Source organism: Actinopolyspora mortivallis DSM 44261 (assembly GCF_000384035.1).
GTDB lineage: Bacteria > Actinomycetota > Actinomycetes > Mycobacteriales > Pseudonocardiaceae > Actinopolyspora > Actinopolyspora mortivallis.
This window is the reverse complement of sequence record NZ_KB913024.1, coordinates 1,491,050-1,508,465: the sequence shown is the minus strand read 5'-3', so window position 1 is coordinate 1,508,465 and position 17,416 is coordinate 1,491,050. Positions and strand designations below refer to the sequence as shown.

The following is a 17,416-nucleotide window of genomic DNA, read 5'->3' as shown; positions in this document are numbered from 1 at the left end:
CATCCCGACCGGGACAGATTCTCTCCTCTCCCGAAGCGGACTCCGCTCTCCCCACCACGGAACGGAGGCGGCCTCCTCCGGCCCCGACGGAGCACACCGGCCACGAGCACCGCCTCCTCCTGGCCGCACCCGTTCCCTCCCTCCGACGGATTGTGGGGGTGTGCTCCTCCCCGTACTTTCGAGTAACCCCTTCCCCGGAGCACGTTCCCGGTAGGGACGCCGAACGACCCCACGGACTCCCCGGAGGAGAACAATGTCCGGACCGAACAGCCGATGGGAGCGGAGCCGGAGAAAACCCCGTCGAAGGGCTCCCGGTCCGCTCGGGGCCGTGGTGACCGCGCTCCTGCTGGCGATCACGACCACCCCGGTGGGAAACGCCGTGACCGCCGGAACATCCGCCGAGCGACGGGACGTGCTCTTCGTCGGCAACAACTGGGACGGCACCGCCGAAGTGATCGAGGCACACGGCCAGTACCGCAGGATCGGGCGGATCAACGTGATCCCGGACAAGCGACGACGAATGCGCGAGATCCACAGTAATCCCGTCAAGCTGGCCTACTTCCTCGGAGTACGCCACGGGCCGGGGGAAGGCCACGACCAGTTCGTCGACGACATGTACTCCACTCCCGACGGTGCCTCCGTGGTGGTGTCCCGGCCGAGCTTCGCCGACGTCGTCTCCATCGGACTGAGCACGGGAGAGATCGAGTGGCGTTTTCCGGTGTCCGGCCACCGCGCCGACCACATGGCCGTCTCCCCCGACGGAACGCGGGTCGCAGTGTCCGCCTCGACCTCGAACACGGTGCACGTGCTCGACATCGACACCGGAGAGGAACTCGGCTCCTTCCCGACCGGGGACAAACCCCACGAGAACGTCTTCACCTCCGACGGAGAACACCTCTGGAACATGTCCATCGGTGAGGTCTTCACCGACCTCGACGCCCCCTGGCTGGACTTCACCAAGGGGGACCGCCGCATCACCGTGGCGAACGCCCACACCTACGAGGTCGTCGACACCATCGACATGCGCGAACGGCTCGACGCCTTCGGCCGCCCGGACCTCTCGGACGCGATACGACCGGTCGCCTTCACCCCGGGGGAGTCCACGATGTACTTCCAGGTCTCCTTCTTCCACGGGTTCGTCGAGTACGACGTCACCGAGGACAGGATCACCAGGGTGAAGACGCTGCCGAAAAACCCCGACACCGACGAGGACCGTACGAGCTGGGTCAACGACTCACGCCACCACGGCATCGCGATGGAGCCCTCCGGAGAGAAACTCTGTGTCACGGCGACGATGGACGACTACGCCACCGTGGTGGACCGGGACACACTGCGGCAGGGGCCGTTGGTGGAGGCCTCGAAGCCGTACTGGGCGACGGTGAGCGGCGACGGTGAACACTGCGTGATCTCGGAAAGCGGAGCGGACCGGATCAGCGTGCTCGACTTCGACACCGGCAGGAAGGTCACCACCGTACCGGTGGGCGACCATCCGCAGCGGGTTCGTCTCGGCGAGGTGCCCGCGGGATGGCAACCACCAGCCTGAAACGCGTGGAGCCCCTTCCACACCGTCCCGTGTTCACGGATCCTGCCGATCCCGCTCCCGTTCCAACTCGGCGAGGGTCTCGTCGATCCACTCCAGCCAGAAGCTCTCCAGCTTGATCCCGGCACGCAGCACGAGGTGTCGCAGTCGGTCCCCGGAGGCGGCGTCCTCCTCGCCCTCCTCGGGGAAGTCGGACTCCTCGATGTCCAGGTACTCGGACAGCCGCTGCCGATGCAGCAGGCGATGTCGCCGCAGTTGTTCGTCCACACCGTTCAGCCCCACCACGGCGGCGGCCCGCAGTCGCAGCACCAACGCGTCCCTGATCGGTTTCGGATCGGCCTCCGCAGCCACCCACTCGACCAGCGCCGCACGCCCCTCCGGGAGAACCTCGTACTCCTTCCTCCCCCCACGCCCGGGCTCCCCGGGAAGCGTACGGATCCATCCGGCCCGTTCGAGCCTGGCCAGCTCACGGTAGATCTGTTGGTGCGTGGCCGGCCAGAAGTATCCGATCGACCGGTCGAACCTGCGCGTCAGCTCCAGTCCCGAGGAGGGTTTCTCCAGCAGAGCGGTGATGATCGCGTGCTGCAGCGACATGCGGAAACCACAGCCTCTCCGATGTCCGAGGGGTTCGCGAACACCATTCTAGGTTCGTCACGCCTCCCGCCCGCCGAACCGTTCACCCCTCGCGGTGAGCGGGACCACCACCGACTCGAGCGGTCCTCCCGCGGGGAACAACACGACCATCCGGGGTGTTCGTCCCGGCGAGCCCGATCCCCAAGGAAGGTACGAGATGCAGTTCGGCGTCTTCAGCGTCGGTGACGTCACCCCGGATCCCACCACGGGACGTCTCCCGAGCGAACACGAACGACTCACCGCGATGACCACCATCGCCCAGAAAGCGGAGGAGGTGGGGCTGGACGTGTTCGCCACCGGTGAGCACCACAATCCCCCCTTCGTGCCCTCCTCCCCGACCACCATGCTGGGCTACGTGGCAGCCCGGACCGAACGACTGGTCCTGTCCACCTCGACGACCCTGATCACCACCAACGACCCCGTCAAGATCGCCGAGGACTTCGCCGTCCTGCAACACCTCGCCGGTGGCCGGGTGGACCTCATGTTGGGGCGGGGCAACCAGGCCGCGGTGTATCCCTGGTTCGGCCAGGACATCCGCCAGGGCATCCCGCTGGCCCTGGAGAACTACCACCTGCTGCACCGACTGTGGCGTGAGGAGGAGGTGGACTGGGAGGGCCGGTTCCGCACCCCCCTGCGGGGGTTCACCTCCACACCCCGCCCGCTGGACGGGGTCCCGCCGTTCGTGTGGCACGGATCCATCCGCAGTCCCGAGATCGCCGAGCAGGCCGCCTACTACGGCGACGGCTTCTTCCACAACCACATCTTCTGGCCCGCCGAACACACCCGGCGCATGGTGGAGCTGTACCGGCGGCGTTTCGAAGACCACGGGCACGGCTCAGCCGAGCAGGCGATCGTCGGACTCGGCGGTCAGGTGTTCATGCGTCCCCGGTCCCAGGACGCGGTGGCCGAGTTCCGCCCATACTTCGACAACGCCCCCGTCTACGGGGGAGGACCGTCGCTGGAGCGGTTCATGGCCGAGACGCCGCTCACCGTGGGCAGTCCCCAGCAGGTCATCGAGCGCACCCTGTCCTTCCGCGAGTACGTCGGCGACTATCAACGTCAGCTCTTCCTGATGGACCACGCGGGCCTGCCGCTCAAAACCGTGCTGGAACAGCTCGACATTCTCGGCGAGGAGGTGGTACCAGCTCTGCGCAGGGAGTTCGCCGCCCGCAAACCCGCGCACGTACCGGAGGCACCCACACACGAGCGCCGTACGGCGAGCTCGGGCCAGAGCGGCACGTGAACCACGGGGACGCCGGGCTCCCCACCGCTGCTGGCGCGACGTCCGTGCCTGGGCAACGATGGGGGTGTAGACACGTCCCTTCCCGTGGGGGTGGTGGTGTGCCCGTGGAACACACTCTGGGGGTGGAGGAGGAATTCCACCTCGTCGACTCCACCACAGGGGAACTGTCCCGCTCGTCTCCCCCGCTGACCGGTGGGGAGGACACCCCCTCGGGGCACCTCGGCCCCGAACTGCTGTGCTCCCAGGTCGAGCTGTCCACTCCCGTGTGCTCGAACCTGGTGGAACTGGGCAGGACACTGACCCGGCTCCGTGAGGACCTCGCGCACCGGGCCGAACAACGCGGTGAACGGTTGGTGGCCAGTGGAACGCACCCGGGGGACCACACCCCGACGATCACCCCTTCCCGACGGTACGAGGAGATGGCCACCCGCTTCGGTGTGGTCGCCCGCAGGCAGGTGGTGTGTGGATGCCACATCCACGTGGGGGTGGCCGACCCCGAGTTGGCCGTGGCCGTGATGAACCGGTCCAGACCGTGGCTGTCCGCGTTCCTGGCGCTGTCGGCGAACTCGCCGTTCTGGCGTGGTGAGGACACCGAGTACGACAGCTACCGCGCACAGGTGTGGTGGCAGTGGCCGAGTGCGGGGATGCCCGGGGTGTTCGACTGCTACTCCGACTACGTGGAGCTGACCCAGCGGCTCGTCGACTCCGGGGTGTTGCAGGACCGGGGGATGCTCTACTGGGACGTGCGTCCCTCCGAACACCTCGCCACGGTGGAGTTCCGGATCTGCGACGTGGTGCCCAGGGTGGAACAGACCGTGATGCTGGCGGGCCTGGCCAGGGCCCTGGCCGCGCACTGCGTGGCCGAGGAACGCGGCGGGCTTCCGCTGCCGCGCTCCGTTCCGGAGCTGGAGCGGGCGGCCCGCTGGCGGGCGGCCCGCTCCGGGCTGTCCGGCGAACTGATCGATCCGGTCACGGCACTGGCCCACCCCGCCGAGAAACGCATACGGACGCTGCTGGCGTATCTCGAACCGGCCCTGCGTGCCCACGGGGATCACGACACGGTGCACGAGCAGGTGAACCGGCTGCTACGGGAGGGCACGAACGCGAACCTGCAACGGGAGGCGTTCGGTGTCAGGAACGACCTGCGCGACGTGCTGCGGGCCACGACCGTGCCCTCCGCCGAGGGGTGAGTCCGGCGCGGGCCCTTCCACCTCGCCCCGGAACAGCCCGGGTTTCCGGGAATCCTCACAACGCCGCCGCCAGCCGGGTGCCCTCGTCGATCGCACGTTTGGCGTCCAGTTCAGCCGCTTCGGAGGCACCTCCGATGAGCTGTGGGCTGTGCCCCCGTGCCCGCAGTTGTTCGTACAGTTCCCTACGGGGTTCCTGACCGGTGCACACCACGATGTTGTCCACGGGCAGCACCCGCCGCCGTCCCTCGTGGTCGAGGTGCAGCCCCTCGTCGTCGATCCGGTCGTAGGTGACCCCGGACAGCGTGGTGACCCCGCGGTCGCGGAGCTCGGCACGATGGATCCAGCCGGTGGTGGTGCCGAGACCGGCTCCGACCTTGCCGGTGCTGCGCTGCACCAGGTACACCTCGCGCGGTACCCGTTCGGGAAGCGGTCGGGTCAGCCCGCCGGGTGTGGTGCGCTCGACGTCCACGCCCCACCGTGCGAAGAAGACCTCCGGCCGGTGCGCTGCCTCCTCGTCCGGGGCGGTGAGGTACTCGGTGACGTCCACGCCGATCCCCCCGGCTCCGATGACGGCGACGCGCCGACCGACCGTGGCCCGACCGTGGAGCACGTCGAGGTATCCCAGCACGCTGGGGTGGTCGATTCCGGGGATGTCGGGAATCCGGGGAACCACGCCGGTGGCGAGCACGATCTCGTCGTGTTCCGCCGCGGCCAGCTCCTCCGCGTCGAGCTCGGTGCCGAGCCGCAGCCGCACGTCGTGCGCGTCGAGTTGGTGCCGGTAGTACCGCAGGGTCTCCTCGAACTCTTCCTTGCCCGGCACGCGCCGGGCGACGTCGAGTTGGCCTCCCACGGACTCGGCGGCGTCGTAGAGGGTGACCCGGTGCCCGCGTTCGGCCGCGGCCACGGCGCAGGACATCCCGGCGGGACCGGCCCCCACGATCCCCACGTCCCGAACACGGCGCGCGGGGGACAGCACCAACTCCGTCTCGTGGCAGGCGCGGGGGTTGACCAGGCAGGACGTGGTTTTCCCCGCGAACACGTGATCGAGACAGGCCTGGTTGCACCCGATGCAGGTGTTGATCGCCTGGGGGGTTCCCGCCGCCGCCTTGGCGACGAAGGCGGGGTCGGCCAGCAGCGGGCGGGCCATGGACACCAGGTCGGCGTGACCGGCGGCCAGCACCCGTTCGGCGACCTCGGGGGTGTTGATGCGGTTGCTGGTGACCAGCGGAACGGAGACCTCTCCCATCATCCGCTCGGTGATCCGGGTGAAGGCCGCCCGGGGGACGGAGGTGGCGATCGTGGGGATCCGGGCCTCGTGCCAACCGATGCCCGTGTTGATGACGTCGGCCCCGGCCTTCTCGACCTCCCGGGCCAGTCGGAGCACCTCGTCCTGGGTGGCTCCCTCCGGCACCAGGTCGATCATGGAGAGTCGGTAGATCACCGCGAACCGTTCACCCACCCGCTCGCGGACGCGGCGGAGGATCTCCAGCGGGAAGCGCATCCGGTTCTCGAGGGAACCTCCCCACCGGTCCTGCCGTTTGTTGGTGGCGCTGACGAGGAACTCGTTGATCAGGTAGCCCTCCGAGCCCATGACCTCGACGCCGTCGTAGCCGGCCGCGGCGGCCAGCTCCGCACAGCGGGCGAAGTCCTCGACGGTGCGTTCGACCTCCCGCTCGCTCAGTTCCCGCGGCACGTGCGGGCTGATCGGGGCCCGTAACGCGCTGGGGGCCACGGGGTCCTCGTGGTAGGCGTAGCGTCCGGTGTGCAGGATCTGCATGGCGATGCGTCCCCCCTCGCGGTGGACCGCGTCGGTCACCACCCGGTGCCGCTCCGCCTCCTCGGGCGTGGTGAGTGCCGCGCCTGCCCGGTAGGCCCTTCCTTCCTCGTTGGGGGAGATGCCACCGGTGACGATCAGTCCGACCCCGCCGCGCACTCGTTCCGCGTAGAAGGCGGCCATGCGTTCGAACCCGTCGGGGGCTTCCTCGAGTCCGACGTGCATGGATCCCATGATCACCCTGTTGGGCAGGGTGAACGGTCCCAGGTCCAACGGGCTGAGCAGGTGGGGGTAGGCGGTCATCGGCTTCCTCCTGGGGTTCTCGCGGAGCACGGTCAACCGCACCCCAGCTTATTGCAACTAGTTGCATAAAAGCGGAGGTGGTCCTCCACCCGCACTGGCGGGAACCGCTCCGGGCACCGGAACGAACGGACAACAGCCCGAGACCCGTCCCCGAGCCACGTACTCCGGTCCGGACGAGAACCCCCTGGTCACCGGATGTAGGCCGCGCGGCGGCCCGCGCGGGCGTCGTCGAGCCACCGGGGGTGCATGGGCAGCAGCCCGGTGGGCAACGCGTCCGGGGAGAAGAACGCCGCTTCGAGCGTCTCCGCTCCGTGCGCGCCCGGCACACCCTCCACGACCCGGCAACGGAAACAGGAGGTGACGAAATGACTGACCCTGCCGGAGGGGTACACGAAGCTCTGCGACTCGGGCTCGGAGTAGACACCGATCAATCCGGTGAGCCGGATCCGCAGCCCGGTCTCCTCGAACACCTCGCGCGTGACCGCCTCCTCGACGGTCTCCCCCGGTTCCACGTGCCCGGAGGGCAGTCCCCACATCCCGTTGTCGGCCCTGCGTTGCAGCAGCACCCTGCCGGCCTCGTCGAACACCACGGCCGCCACCCCGGCCCGGACGGTGTCCGGCCACGAGAACCCGGGGCTCTGCCACCTCCGGAGCACGACCTCGGGATCGAGCAGGCCGGGAAGGCCGGAGACCCTCGCGTCCGGGATCCGGAAGTCCCGTGAGGAGGGAAAATCCACGGCCTCGGCGGAGACCAGGATCGCCCGCAGCCCCTGCTGGTGGGCGCCGAGGACGTCCGAGTGCGGGCTGTCGCCCACCACGACCGCCTCGCTCCCCTCGGCAAGCCCCTCCACGGCGGCACGGAACATCGGTGGGTGCGGTTTGCCCACGACGTGCGGGTTCCGGTCCGCGGCGGCCTCGACGGCGGCGAGGATCGCACCGGTGGCCGGGCGAGGCCCCGTCGGGCTGGGAAACGAGGCGTCCGGGTTGGTGGCCACGAACCACGCCCCCCGGCGGATCCGCCCGACCGCTTCGTCGATGTCGGAGTAGGTCAGGTTCTCGTCGCAGCCGACGACCACGGCCTCCGCCGGTTCCGAGGGGGACGTGACGACCGTGATCCCCATGTGGCGCAGTTCGGTGGCCAACCCGGCGCTGCCGAGCACGAAGACCGACTCGCAGCCCACCGCGTGGAGACGAACGGCGGTGGCCCACCCGCAGGTGACGATCTCGTCGAGGGCGAACTCCACCCCCAGCTCGGCGAGATGTCGCAGCAGCTCGTGCCGCGCGGGACGGGGGTCGTTGGTGAGCAGGCGCAGTTCCTTGCCCGCCGCCCTCAACCGCGCCAGGGTCTCCACGGCCCCGGGCAGGGGCGCCTCACCGAGGCGGACGACCCCGTCGAGGTCCACGAGGAACGCGTCGAAGTGCTCCGCCGGCGCCCCCGGCGGGAGCCTCCTCCCGTCTCCGAGCGCGCTCAACGGTCGGACTCCGAACGCGGAGTGTTCCGCCCCCGGGCACCGGCCCGCTGGTGCGGGCGGTTCCCGAACTCGGTGAGCGCGGAGACGAAGGGGCCGAGCGCTGCGCGGTCGGCGGGCACGGACACGTGGGTGACCTCGGCGACGGCGTCCAGCCCCCGCACGAGGAAGGCGTGGGTGTGGCCCTCCTCGAACAGCGGCACCATCGAGGTGCCGAGAGCGGCCACCTCGGCCGGGCCCGGCCGGTTCGGGCGGGAGGCGCTGTTCACTTCTCCCCCGTCACGATCAGGAAGGGTGGGTGGCTGCGTTCGTTCCCCTCGGCGAGCTCGTCCTCCGGACCGTGGCCCCCGTCCCACAGGGGCTCGTGCGTGGTGATCCCGCCGAAACCGGCCTCGGCGAGCACGTGGTGATAGGTGGAGGGAGGCCAGTGGTGGTCGGTCAGCTCCAGGGTGTGTCCGTCGGGGCGGTACAGCAGAACGCGGCGCCGCTGTCCGGGGGCGTAACGACGTCCGGGATCGCCGCTGCGGAACGTCGAGAACCGTATCCCGGTGGTGTTGGGGTTGGTGTCGAGCACGGCGTAGCGGCCTCCGGGGCGCAGCACCCGATGGACCTCGGCGGCGATGCGTGTGATGCGTTCCAGGGAACCGATGTTGATGAACACGTAGCAGCACATGGCGGCGTCCACGCTGTCCTCGGGCAGGAAAACGAGCCGTTCGTCGTGGACCAGCCGGTAGTCGATCCGGGGGTGGGCTCGCTGCCGCCGCGCGATCTCAAGCATCGCCGGGGAGGAGTCGACCGCCACCACGGTGGAGGCACAGGCGTCGACCACGCGTTCGGCGACCTTGCCGGGCCCGCAGCCGTAGTCGAGCACACGGGTCACGGCGGGATCGCCGATCCCCAGCGTCTCGAACACGAACGGGTATCCGATCCTGCGCTCGGGCAGGTCGTCGTAGGCCTCGAACCCGGCGGCGACCTCCTCGGCCCGCCAGCTGGTACTCATCGGAACACCTCCCCGGCCGGAACCCTGTCCCCCCACCGCCAACCCAGCAGGCGCACATAGCTGGGATCGAGGGCGTGTAACAGCTCGACGGTGACCGGTTCGTCGTGGACGAGTCTGCGGTAGACCTCGAACACTCCCAGCACCTGGGCCCAGTACTCCGGCATCCCGGAGTTCGTGAGTCCGCTGTCCAGGCGGTGGCGGTTGGTGCGCAACGCCTCCTCGATCTCCAGCACCTCGCCCAGCACCTCCCAGTTGTTCCGGGCGGGCATGGCCGGCAGGAGGAACGGGGGGTCGGCCTCCCCCGCCGGGTCGGCGAGCACGGCCCGCACGCTGTCCTCGTCCGAGGCGTACACGTGCAGCGATCCCACCGTGTGGGTGTAGCTTCCCGGTCGCACCCCGAGCTCGGTGGCCATGAACTCCTGCAGGAAGGTGAAGGAGAACAGGTCGCTGACCAGCCCCCGGTAGGCGTCGTTGGCCCGCATGTAGGAGACGGCGTGCAGGGCACCGTCGCGCAGCAGGAACTGGAGCCCCAGCGTGCAGGCGACGTCGATGTTGTCGGCGACCCGCAGCTCCTCGGAGCCGAAGATCTGTAGTACCGCCCGCTTGGTGTCCGGATCCTCGCGCAGCTGCTCGGTGACCGTGCTCCACTGGCTGGGGCCCGCGCCGGTGCCGAGGATCCGCGCTCCGTAGGCGGTGCCGGTCAACGAATAGCCGTCCATGGAGTAGCGGCGTATCCCCGGCGCGTAGTAGCCGATGAACTCCAGGTCGTCCCGCCCGGACAGGTACCACAGCGCCTCGGCGAGGTTGAACACGATGTTGGTTCGTCGTGCCGGCACGAACGGAACCCGCTGTCGGGGGTCACGGAGACCGAACTGTTCGGCCAGTCGTTCCCGGCTGGCGAATCCCCGGGGGGCGTTGCGGAAGGTGGGCTCCAGAAACACCCGGCGCAGTCGGTCCACATAGGCACTGTGGAAATCGGCGTAGTAGCCGGACTCGTCGGCTCGGGTGAACTCGGGGTCGGTGGTGGTCACCCTGCTGCTCCCTTCGCCGGTGTTACCCGGGACAGGTTCGGCGGTCGACGACCTCAGCCGTCCTCTCAGCCCGCTTCGGCGCGAGCTCCCGCGTGGCGCACGGCCGACGGTACCCGACGGTGATCACCGCCACGCAAGTCCACAGCGGACCGCACCGGCGCGAGCACCGAACCCGCGAGCAGCTTCCGTCTCGAACACCTCTGGAACCGAACGGAAAACAGCGTCCCCGGTCACCACTTCACACCTCGGACGGGGCGCTGGACTGTCCGTCAGGCTCAGCCGAACCTGTCGGCCTTCGCCGCGTCGAGGAAGGCGGCCCACTGAGTGCCGGTGGTGGCGAAGGAGCCCGCAGAACGGTCCTTGGTGTCACGCACGGCAGCACCGTCGCCGGATGCGGCGATTTCGACACAGTTGTTCGCCTGTCCACTACGACTCGACTTGCGCCACTCGGGTTGCTTACTCACGTCTCCTGCTCCTTCGGGCCAGCGGCGCGCACCTCAGCGCCATGGGCCCGTGCCGTGGTCGATGCGGCCAACACCCACGATTCCCAAGTTCCCAAGAGGATACCGAACGGAGTCTTCCTCCACCGTAATTCTGCTGCCGTGCGGAAGCTCAACATTGCTGTCGCGGGAGTTCGTGGACCAGGCTGTTTTCGCTTTCTGCCACCGTGTCGGTGAGTTCGGTGAGGATCTCGGCTGGTATTTCCTCGCCATGGTGGAGACCGGCGGTGGCGATAATGTGAGTCAACGTGTGTCGCTCGGTGTCGGACATGTGCTGGGCACAGAGAGGATCGTCCAACACCTCCCGCGCGACGTAGGCGTCTGCCGAGGTGATGGCTTGTCGGGTGATGTCGGTGGTGATTGGTGCGTGGTGAGGTGTGTGGCTGGTGAGGTCGAGTACGCATAGGCCGAGGCGACAGTGGAACACCGGTGGTGTGGAGTGTTGGGGGAGTGCGAGGTAGCGCTCGACCATCTCTGTGTCAGCTGGCTGGGTGTCGTGTTCTGCGGTGGTCAGACACAGCGTGGTGAGGTAGGACGCGACGGCTTGTTCCCACGTGTCCGTGGTGGAGCTGTGTTCGAGCAGGTCGAGGGCGTGCTCGTGGTCGCCGTTGATGATGCGGGTGAGGATGGCGACTTGTCTGCCGTCGAGCATGCGGTCGCCGATGCCTTTGTGGTGTTCGAGGTGGGACAGCGCGTCGGTCCATCGTCCGGCTCGGGTCAGGGCTCGGGTGCCGTCGGCCAGCAGCACCGTCCAGAGGAATCGGACGAGCTCGCCTCGTGCTGCGTTCTGGTCGTCGATAAGGTCGTTGAGGTCGACGTTCCGGCCGTCGAGCATGGTCGCCGTGGCCGTGCGCAGGGCGCGGTAGGCGTGGGTGAACAGCTGGTGCGCGCGGCTGGCCTGCCCGGTGCGGATGTGCAGCCGTCCAAGATTGACGAGGGGTTGCAGGGCGAGCTTGGCCGTTGTCGGTTCCAGAGGGCTGTAGGCATGGAAGAGGTCGAACTGTCGCCAGCACAGCTGGTGGGCGCGGTCGGGCAGGCCGCAGTCGCTGAGGATGAGCGCGGCCTTGTTGCAGGCTTCGGCGGCCGTGGTGAGCCGGTGCTCCGGCGGACCGTGCGTGGCGTTGTGTGCGAGTTGGCCGATCTCGTCGACGCGCTCGGTGAGTGCTCGGCAGGCGGGCCGTGGTCGCGGCAGGAGCGGGAACCACGCGGCGAGTCGTTCGTGGAGGTGGTCGTTGCTGGGCAGGGATGTCATAGACGACTCCGATCAGTCGAAGACGATCCTGGCCGCGGCGTGGGCGAGCAGGGTCTGATAGGCCGGGCTGAGACCCCAGCGGTTGAACGCGAACAGGACGTGGTGGGCGAGCACGGCGCGCAGACCGCGCTCGAGGACGCCGTCGCGGGCCAGGTGTGCTAGCTGTCTGCCCGCCTGGTCGAAGGCGGTGAATCAGTCCGCCGCGAAGGCGAGGTCACTGGTGGGATCGCGGAGCAGGGGCGCGGTGTCGACGGTCATCAATCGGCGTAGCGTGGGGTGCAGCGCGTGCACGTTCTCCGGCGGGAGCGCGTGGGGCGGGCGACGGTTCTGCGCGATCCGGGCCCAGATGTCTCCCTGCTCGTACCAGTCCTGCCCGGCCGCGCGGAACAGGCGGCTGCACAGCAGCATCGCCAGCTCTCGGCGCCCCACGATCCCTTCCGCGGTGCCTAGGTGGTTGAGGTAGGTCAGGACGTGGTGGCTGTCCTGGTGGAACAGGGTGTGGGCCAGCGCCATGCCGGCGGTTCCGCCGAAGGCGTGGATCTCGGGTTCGTAGATGACCGGGGTAGCTGGGGGAAGGTGCGTGTGAAGGAGGGCGAGCGCCTCGGAGGCGGTGTCTTCGTCCGGTGTCTGGATGCGCACTCGCCAGCACGGGCGCGTGGCTTCGCGCGGGGCGATGCCGCTGTGACTATCGGGGACCTGTTCGGCTTTGCGGGTGAAGAACCAGGCCTCGATCAGTCCGGCGTGGCTGGCTTCGGTGAGGGTGGGTCCGAGGTGGGTCACTGCGGTGTGTTCGACGGTGTCCCAGTCGTCGAATCGAACGTTGAGTTGGCGCCAGGACGGGGTCACGCGATGGCTCCTTGTCGGGTCAGGCCAGCAGCAGGCAGGCATCCCAGCCGGTGTGCGGATCCTGGTGGGTGCCGAGGGTGTGCAGGGCCAGGGCGATGCCGGCGGTTCCGTCGAGGAATTCGGGATCCGACGGGGGTGGTGACAGCCGTGCGAGGAGCCGCCGGCACAGGTGGGGCAGTTCGCCGGTGATCTCGCCGGTGTCGGCGTCGGCGGCCATGCGCCAGGCGGTCTGGCCGATCCCTGCCAGGCCGTGGCACAGGCCGGTGTCGGTGACGCGGTCGAGCTGGTCGGGGTCGCGCAGCAGGCCCAGCATCGCGGCCTCGGCGGTGCGTTGTCGGGCGGTGTCGCCGGTGGCGATCCCGGCGAGTTGCAGTGCGCGGGCCAGCCCGGCGGTGCCGTAGCACCAGCGCGGCGCTTGTCGCTGGGAGGGATCGATCTGTCCGGTTTCGACGTTGGCGCGGCTGATCACTCCGGGCCACCAGGGGCCCGTTTGTTGCCAGGTGTCGAGCCAGCTGCAGATCCGTTCGAGCGCGTCGCGCTGGCCGTCGACAGCCACACCGCGCAGCAGGGCCAGGGACAACAGCGCCAGTGGTCCGGCGATGCCGTGGGACAGGCCGATATTGCCGTGCCCGCCGGGGAAATCGGCGGTGATCTCTCCGTTGGGCGAGACCTCGGTCCACCAGCCTGGTAGGCCCTCCGACGTGGTGGGCAGGGGTTCGGTCAGCCGGACGAGGTAGTCCAGCACGGCGTGGGTGATGGCGTGCCGGCGGTGGTGGCGCAGGTGGTAGGCGCCGAGCCCGGCCAGGCCGCGGAAGAGGTCGAACTCGGCCAGCAGGGGGCGCTGGCCCCGGTTGAGGCGCGCGTGGGCCAGGGTGAGACGGGCTTGGGTCAGCTCGATGGTTGTGCTGTCCAGCGCGGCCAGCGCGCCGGGACATCGGCGGGGATCGTCGGCGACCGAGCGGGTGAGAAAACCCAGCGCCGGTGCCCCGTAGAACAGGGTCGCGTTGCGGCCGATGGAAACTTCCTCGCTTGCGGCCGCGGTCAGCCAGGTGCGGGCGGTGTGCCAGCTGCCGTGGCCGCTGCGGGCCCGTTCGAGGTGCAGCAGGGCGATGCCGGCCGTGCCGCCGAGCAGTGACTGTGGCCGGGTGCGGCCCACGCCGCCGTGCGGGTAGAGCGTGTGCGGGTCGGAAAGAGGCTCGGCGAGCTTCTCGGCCGCGGCGAGGATGTCTACGGTGTTGAGGGTGTTCACGGGGCTCCCCGGGTGCGGGCGGTCCAGCTCAGGGCGGCGGCGCGGGCCAGGCGCAGGCACGTCCGCTCGGTCTCGGGCCTCACGCCGGTCATGCGCACGTGGTGCAGGTGCAGCAGGTCGGTCAGCACGCCGGCGGGATCGCGGTTCCCGGACTCGGCCAGGGCGTTGCGGTAGGCGGCCAGCGCTGTCCGGCGCCGGTGCCAGGCGGTCGCGAGGTCCTCGCCGCCCGGCACGGCACGCACCGCGTCCCAGTCGTCGCGTGGCTCGGCCAGCCGCAGTGCCTGCTCACGCAGGACTCGCTCGGGTGCCGGACCCGAGGTGCGGGCGTGTTCGATCAGCCACCGCATCCCGGTGGCTGGATCGTCGTGGAACGAGCACACGAGGTGGACCATGCTCGCCGCGGTCAGAGCCAGCGGCCGAGCACCGTCGTGGTGCTCGACAGCGTGCAGCTGGGCGAGCACCGCGCTCGAATCGGCGGCGAAGACCGACTCGGCGGCCCGCATCGCCGTTCCGGCGCCGAACCGGCCGGTTTCGGGATAGTAGGTGTCGAACTGCGCGCGGCCCGCGAGTCCACGCTGGCGCAGCCGGGCGAGCCAGGCGTTGACCCTGGCCAGAGCAGGGGCGCTCTCGTCGTGCTGGCCCAGCCGGAACCGCAGCCGCAGATGCGGGTCCGGGTCGGCGTAGCGCACGAACCACCACTCCGGCTCGGTGTCCCAGCTCGACAGCAGCTCGGGCAGATGATTCGTGAGCACCGTGTTCTGCCGGTGGGGGTGTCCGTAGAGCTTGAGGTAGAGCCACGTGTCGTCACCGGGCAGGTGCCCGTGCCCGCGGTCGACGTGCTGGGCCGACCACCTCGGCGGCGAAGCGGTCGTGGCGGTGGCCGCCAACGGGATCACCACCTCGTGGGAGTGCCCGTCGAACCAGCCGAACTCCTCGTCGGGCGGTGCTTCCCGCAGGGTGACTTCTCCCGTGCGTTCCAGCTCGGTACGCAGCAGGGACACGTGCGCCGGAGTGTGCAGGTGCAGCCGCATCCGCTGATCGCTGTCACCGAGATAGACCAGCTCCGGCACGGCGAAGTGCTGCCGCCACGCTTGAAAGCCCTGCATCCAGTCCTGCCACGAGGCCCCGGAACCGGGAAGGTCGCTGGCTTCCAACCGCCACCGGGCCGATGCCAGGATCGTGCGGCGATAGCGAATGCGGGGCAGAAACGGCAGCCGACGGGCCGTTCCCCACGAAAACGGCACGCACGGCCGCGCACCCGCGGTGCTGAGCTCGGTGACGAACCGCACGAGCGGATGCGCGTGGGCGACCATCTCCACCGCGTTGAAACCCACCGGTTCGACCGGACGCTGTTGCGACAGCGACAGCAGCACCAGCCGTTCGGCGTCGGCGGTGACCGCCAGATCGTCCAGCGGCACCACACCGTGGCCCGGCTCGCGGTGTTCACCCAGCGAGACCACCGCGGGCAGCACCTGTCGACTGCGAGCGACGTTGTCGGTGCGCGCATACAGCGCCGGCGCCGAGATCTGGGCCGGGCGCGCGTTCGCACACACTGTGGGCAGTTCGGCATAGGCCGCGACCGCACGCTGCTGGTCCTCGCCGTCGAGCAGGTCGACAAAGCGGCCGGTGGTGGCCCCGGCCGAACGCGAGACCCCGGCGAGGGCGAGGTCGAACTCGCCGCGATCAAGGGCGTCCCGCGTCCGGGCACGCACCTGCACACGCAGCTCGGTGTGCGGCTGGACCGCTGTCTCCCTCGTCCCCGCGGTCTCGAGACGACTGATCGTGGCCTCGTCGAGCACGATTTCGGTACGGCCTTCCCAGGCCGCCCGCTGGGCCAGGGCCAGCAACTCCGCATCCCGCTCCGTGACCGGACCGGAGTCCGGTGCGCCCCACGGGCAGTCGCGGTAACCGGCCGGGAAACCGAGTCCGGTATCGGCCACCAGCTCGGCCACCGGCACGACCGCCCGTGGCCCGTACCGTTCCAGGAACCGACCGTGGTACTGCCGCCACGCCGGGGTGCCGAACGGCTCCGGAGCCAGCCGCACCAGCGCTGCGGCCGCGGCTTCGGCCTCCCGGACCACCCCCTGCGGCAGGGTCAGGTCACAGTCCAACCGCAGATCCACACCGACCGGCCGCTGGCTCGGCGCCAGCCGGGTTATCGCCCGCGAGAACCCGGCACGGTGCTGGTCTGCTCGGGTCGGTGCGCCAACGGCGTTGTGCCCCACCATGTCCTGGTGGAGGGCACGGAGCTGGGCCACCCGCCCCGACACCCCGGCCGCCGCGTCGGCCTCGATCTCGTCCAGCGCCGCCATGACGTGGGCCAGGGGGTCGGTGGCCGTCATGGGCGGCCGCAACTGGGTGATCAGGAACCCCTGCTCGACCAGGGCCGCCAACATCGGCTCCACCGCGGCGACGGAGGCGTTGACCTCAGCCGCGACCTTCTCGGCCGCCTCGCACACCCGGATCGGCGCGGCCACGGCCCGCATGATGGCCCGCACCACCCGGCTGTGGCGCACCGAGACTTCCCCCAGCCCGGTGGCGTTGTCGGAGCGGCGCTGCCAGCTCAGCACCAACCTGCCCTCGCGGACCACGGCCGCCGAGTTCGCCACGACCAACAGCCGGGAGCACAGCTGCGGATCGGACTCCAGCTCCGCCAGCACCGTCGACAACCACTCCGCATCGACCCGCGCCACCGCCCGATGCTGGTCGCCCCAGCGCAGTGTCGTGGTGCGGCCGAACCGGGCGGCGGCCACCCCCGCGAACAACCCGAACGGGGTCGCCCGCGTAGTGGCACGCAGCAGATACCGCATCATCGAACTCGTCGCGCGACGAATTTCGCGGACACGCTGCTCCTCGCCCGTGCAGATCGCACGCACCCGACCGGCCAACACCGGGCTGGCCAGCTCCACGGCCACCGCGAACTCCTCAACCGCCCACACCCGCCGCAGCCACGAACACCACTGCCGCACGTGCGTATCCGTACTTCCGGTCAGATCCGGCCACGATCCACCATCCACCCCGCTGGGGAGCAGGGTCGCCCGGATCATGGCGGTGTCGAGCAACCGATACACCTGGGCCCCTAACGACAGGAAAAGCGTGATGCCGGGCGACAGCGCGAACACTGCCGCCCGGCTTCCTGATTCACATCAGGACTGCAACGAACTACTTACTCCGGGCAGGAATTGCAGGCCGATTCACAGGTGTGCCCACAGCCGTCATCAGTGGGACGCATGAGTTCCTCGACGGCCGGCCCCGACTCGACAAAACGAATGTCGAGATCGAAGTCGTCGGGAACGAGGGGCTGCTCGCCAGCGAAATCTCCCACCTCGTCCACTGTGCTGGTGGTGTTGTCCGGAACTACCACAGGAATCTCCTTCGTTTCTCAA

General features: G+C 69.5%; 15 protein-coding genes. 3 read left to right on the top strand and 12 right to left on the bottom strand.

Annotated features, from left to right (window positions below):
- Positions 1-253: 253 nt before the first annotated feature.
- On the top strand, positions 254-1,543 hold the full coding sequence (locus tag ACTMO_RS0107290; RefSeq protein ID WP_019854021.1) for a YncE family protein: 1,290 nt from the start codon (positions 254-256) through the stop codon (positions 1,541-1,543).
- Positions 1,544-1,576: 33 nt separating this feature from the next.
- Here the strand turns inward: ACTMO_RS0107290 and ACTMO_RS0107285 are convergent, their stop codons facing one another.
- Positions 1,577-2,134 (bottom strand): PadR family transcriptional regulator, encoded by a 558-nt coding sequence (locus ACTMO_RS0107285; protein WP_019854020.1) that lies wholly within the window; start codon positions 2,132-2,134, stop codon positions 1,577-1,579.
- A 196-nt stretch (positions 2,135-2,330) separates the two neighbouring features.
- Here ACTMO_RS0107285 and ACTMO_RS0107275 point away from each other — a divergent pair, with 196 nt between their 5' ends.
- Together ACTMO_RS0107275 and ACTMO_RS0107270 are read left to right on the top strand one after the other, a co-directional pair.
- On the top strand, positions 2,331-3,416 hold the full coding sequence (locus ACTMO_RS0107275) for an LLM class flavin-dependent oxidoreductase (protein WP_019854018.1): 1,086 nt from the start codon (positions 2,331-2,333) through the stop codon (positions 3,414-3,416).
- Between the two features lie 98 nt (positions 3,417-3,514).
- Positions 3,515-4,606, top strand: a complete 1,092-nt coding sequence (locus tag ACTMO_RS0107270; RefSeq protein WP_019854017.1) for a carboxylate-amine ligase — start codon at positions 3,515-3,517, stop codon at positions 4,604-4,606.
- A gap of 55 nt (positions 4,607-4,661) precedes the next feature.
- On the opposite strand, the gene ACTMO_RS0107265 is transcribed toward ACTMO_RS0107270, so the two are convergent.
- The 11 genes from ACTMO_RS0107265 to ACTMO_RS24055 form a co-directional block, all read right to left on the bottom strand.
- Entirely contained in the window at positions 4,662-6,683 is a 2,022-nt protein-coding gene (locus ACTMO_RS0107265; RefSeq protein WP_019854016.1) for an oxidoreductase, read from the bottom strand.
- Between the two features lie 188 nt (positions 6,684-6,871).
- Positions 6,872-8,155, bottom strand: coding sequence for an HAD-IIA family hydrolase (locus ACTMO_RS0107260; protein WP_051099034.1), 1,284 nt, complete (start codon positions 8,153-8,155; stop codon positions 6,872-6,874).
- Positions 8,152-8,421 carry a hypothetical protein gene (locus tag ACTMO_RS0107255; RefSeq protein ID WP_019854014.1) on the bottom strand — a complete coding sequence of 90 codons (270 nt, stop codon included), beginning with the start codon at positions 8,419-8,421 and terminating at the stop codon, positions 8,152-8,154. Before ACTMO_RS0107255 ends, ACTMO_RS0107260 begins: the two co-directional genes overlap by 4 nt.
- Positions 8,418-9,152 (bottom strand): class I SAM-dependent methyltransferase, encoded by a 735-nt coding sequence (locus ACTMO_RS0107250; RefSeq protein ID WP_019854013.1) that lies wholly within the window; start codon positions 9,150-9,152, stop codon positions 8,418-8,420. Before ACTMO_RS0107250 ends, ACTMO_RS0107255 begins: the two co-directional genes overlap by 4 nt.
- Entirely contained in the window at positions 9,149-10,183 is a 1,035-nt protein-coding gene (locus tag ACTMO_RS0107245; RefSeq protein WP_019854012.1) for a thymidylate synthase, read from the bottom strand. Before ACTMO_RS0107245 ends, ACTMO_RS0107250 begins: the two co-directional genes overlap by 4 nt.
- A gap of 275 nt (positions 10,184-10,458) precedes the next feature.
- Positions 10,459-10,647: a DUF397 domain-containing protein gene (locus ACTMO_RS0107240; RefSeq protein ID WP_026448965.1), complete on the bottom strand. Its 189-nt coding sequence runs from the start codon at positions 10,645-10,647 to the stop codon at positions 10,459-10,461.
- A 148-nt stretch (positions 10,648-10,795) separates the two neighbouring features.
- Entirely contained in the window at positions 10,796-11,935 is a 1,140-nt protein-coding gene (locus ACTMO_RS21945) for a hypothetical protein (RefSeq protein ID WP_019854010.1), read from the bottom strand.
- A gap of 192 nt (positions 11,936-12,127) precedes the next feature.
- Complete coding sequence (locus ACTMO_RS20625; protein ID WP_019854008.1) at positions 12,128-12,781, bottom strand: thiopeptide-type bacteriocin biosynthesis protein; 654 nt, start codon at positions 12,779-12,781, stop codon at positions 12,128-12,130.
- 19 nt (positions 12,782-12,800) lie between these two features.
- A complete protein-coding gene (locus ACTMO_RS0107225; RefSeq protein WP_019854007.1) occupies positions 12,801-14,030 on the bottom strand; it encodes a lanthionine synthetase C family protein in 1,230 nt (409 codons plus the stop codon).
- Positions 14,027-17,101: a thiopeptide-type bacteriocin biosynthesis protein gene (locus ACTMO_RS0107220; RefSeq protein WP_033401782.1), complete on the bottom strand. Its 3,075-nt coding sequence runs from the start codon at positions 17,099-17,101 to the stop codon at positions 14,027-14,029. Before ACTMO_RS0107220 ends, ACTMO_RS0107225 begins: the two co-directional genes overlap by 4 nt.
- Before the next feature lie 95 nt (positions 17,102-17,196).
- On the bottom strand, positions 17,197-17,364 hold the full coding sequence (locus ACTMO_RS24055; RefSeq protein WP_342670124.1) for an FxLD family lanthipeptide: 168 nt from the start codon (positions 17,362-17,364) through the stop codon (positions 17,197-17,199).
- Positions 17,365-17,416: the final 52 nt, after the last annotated feature.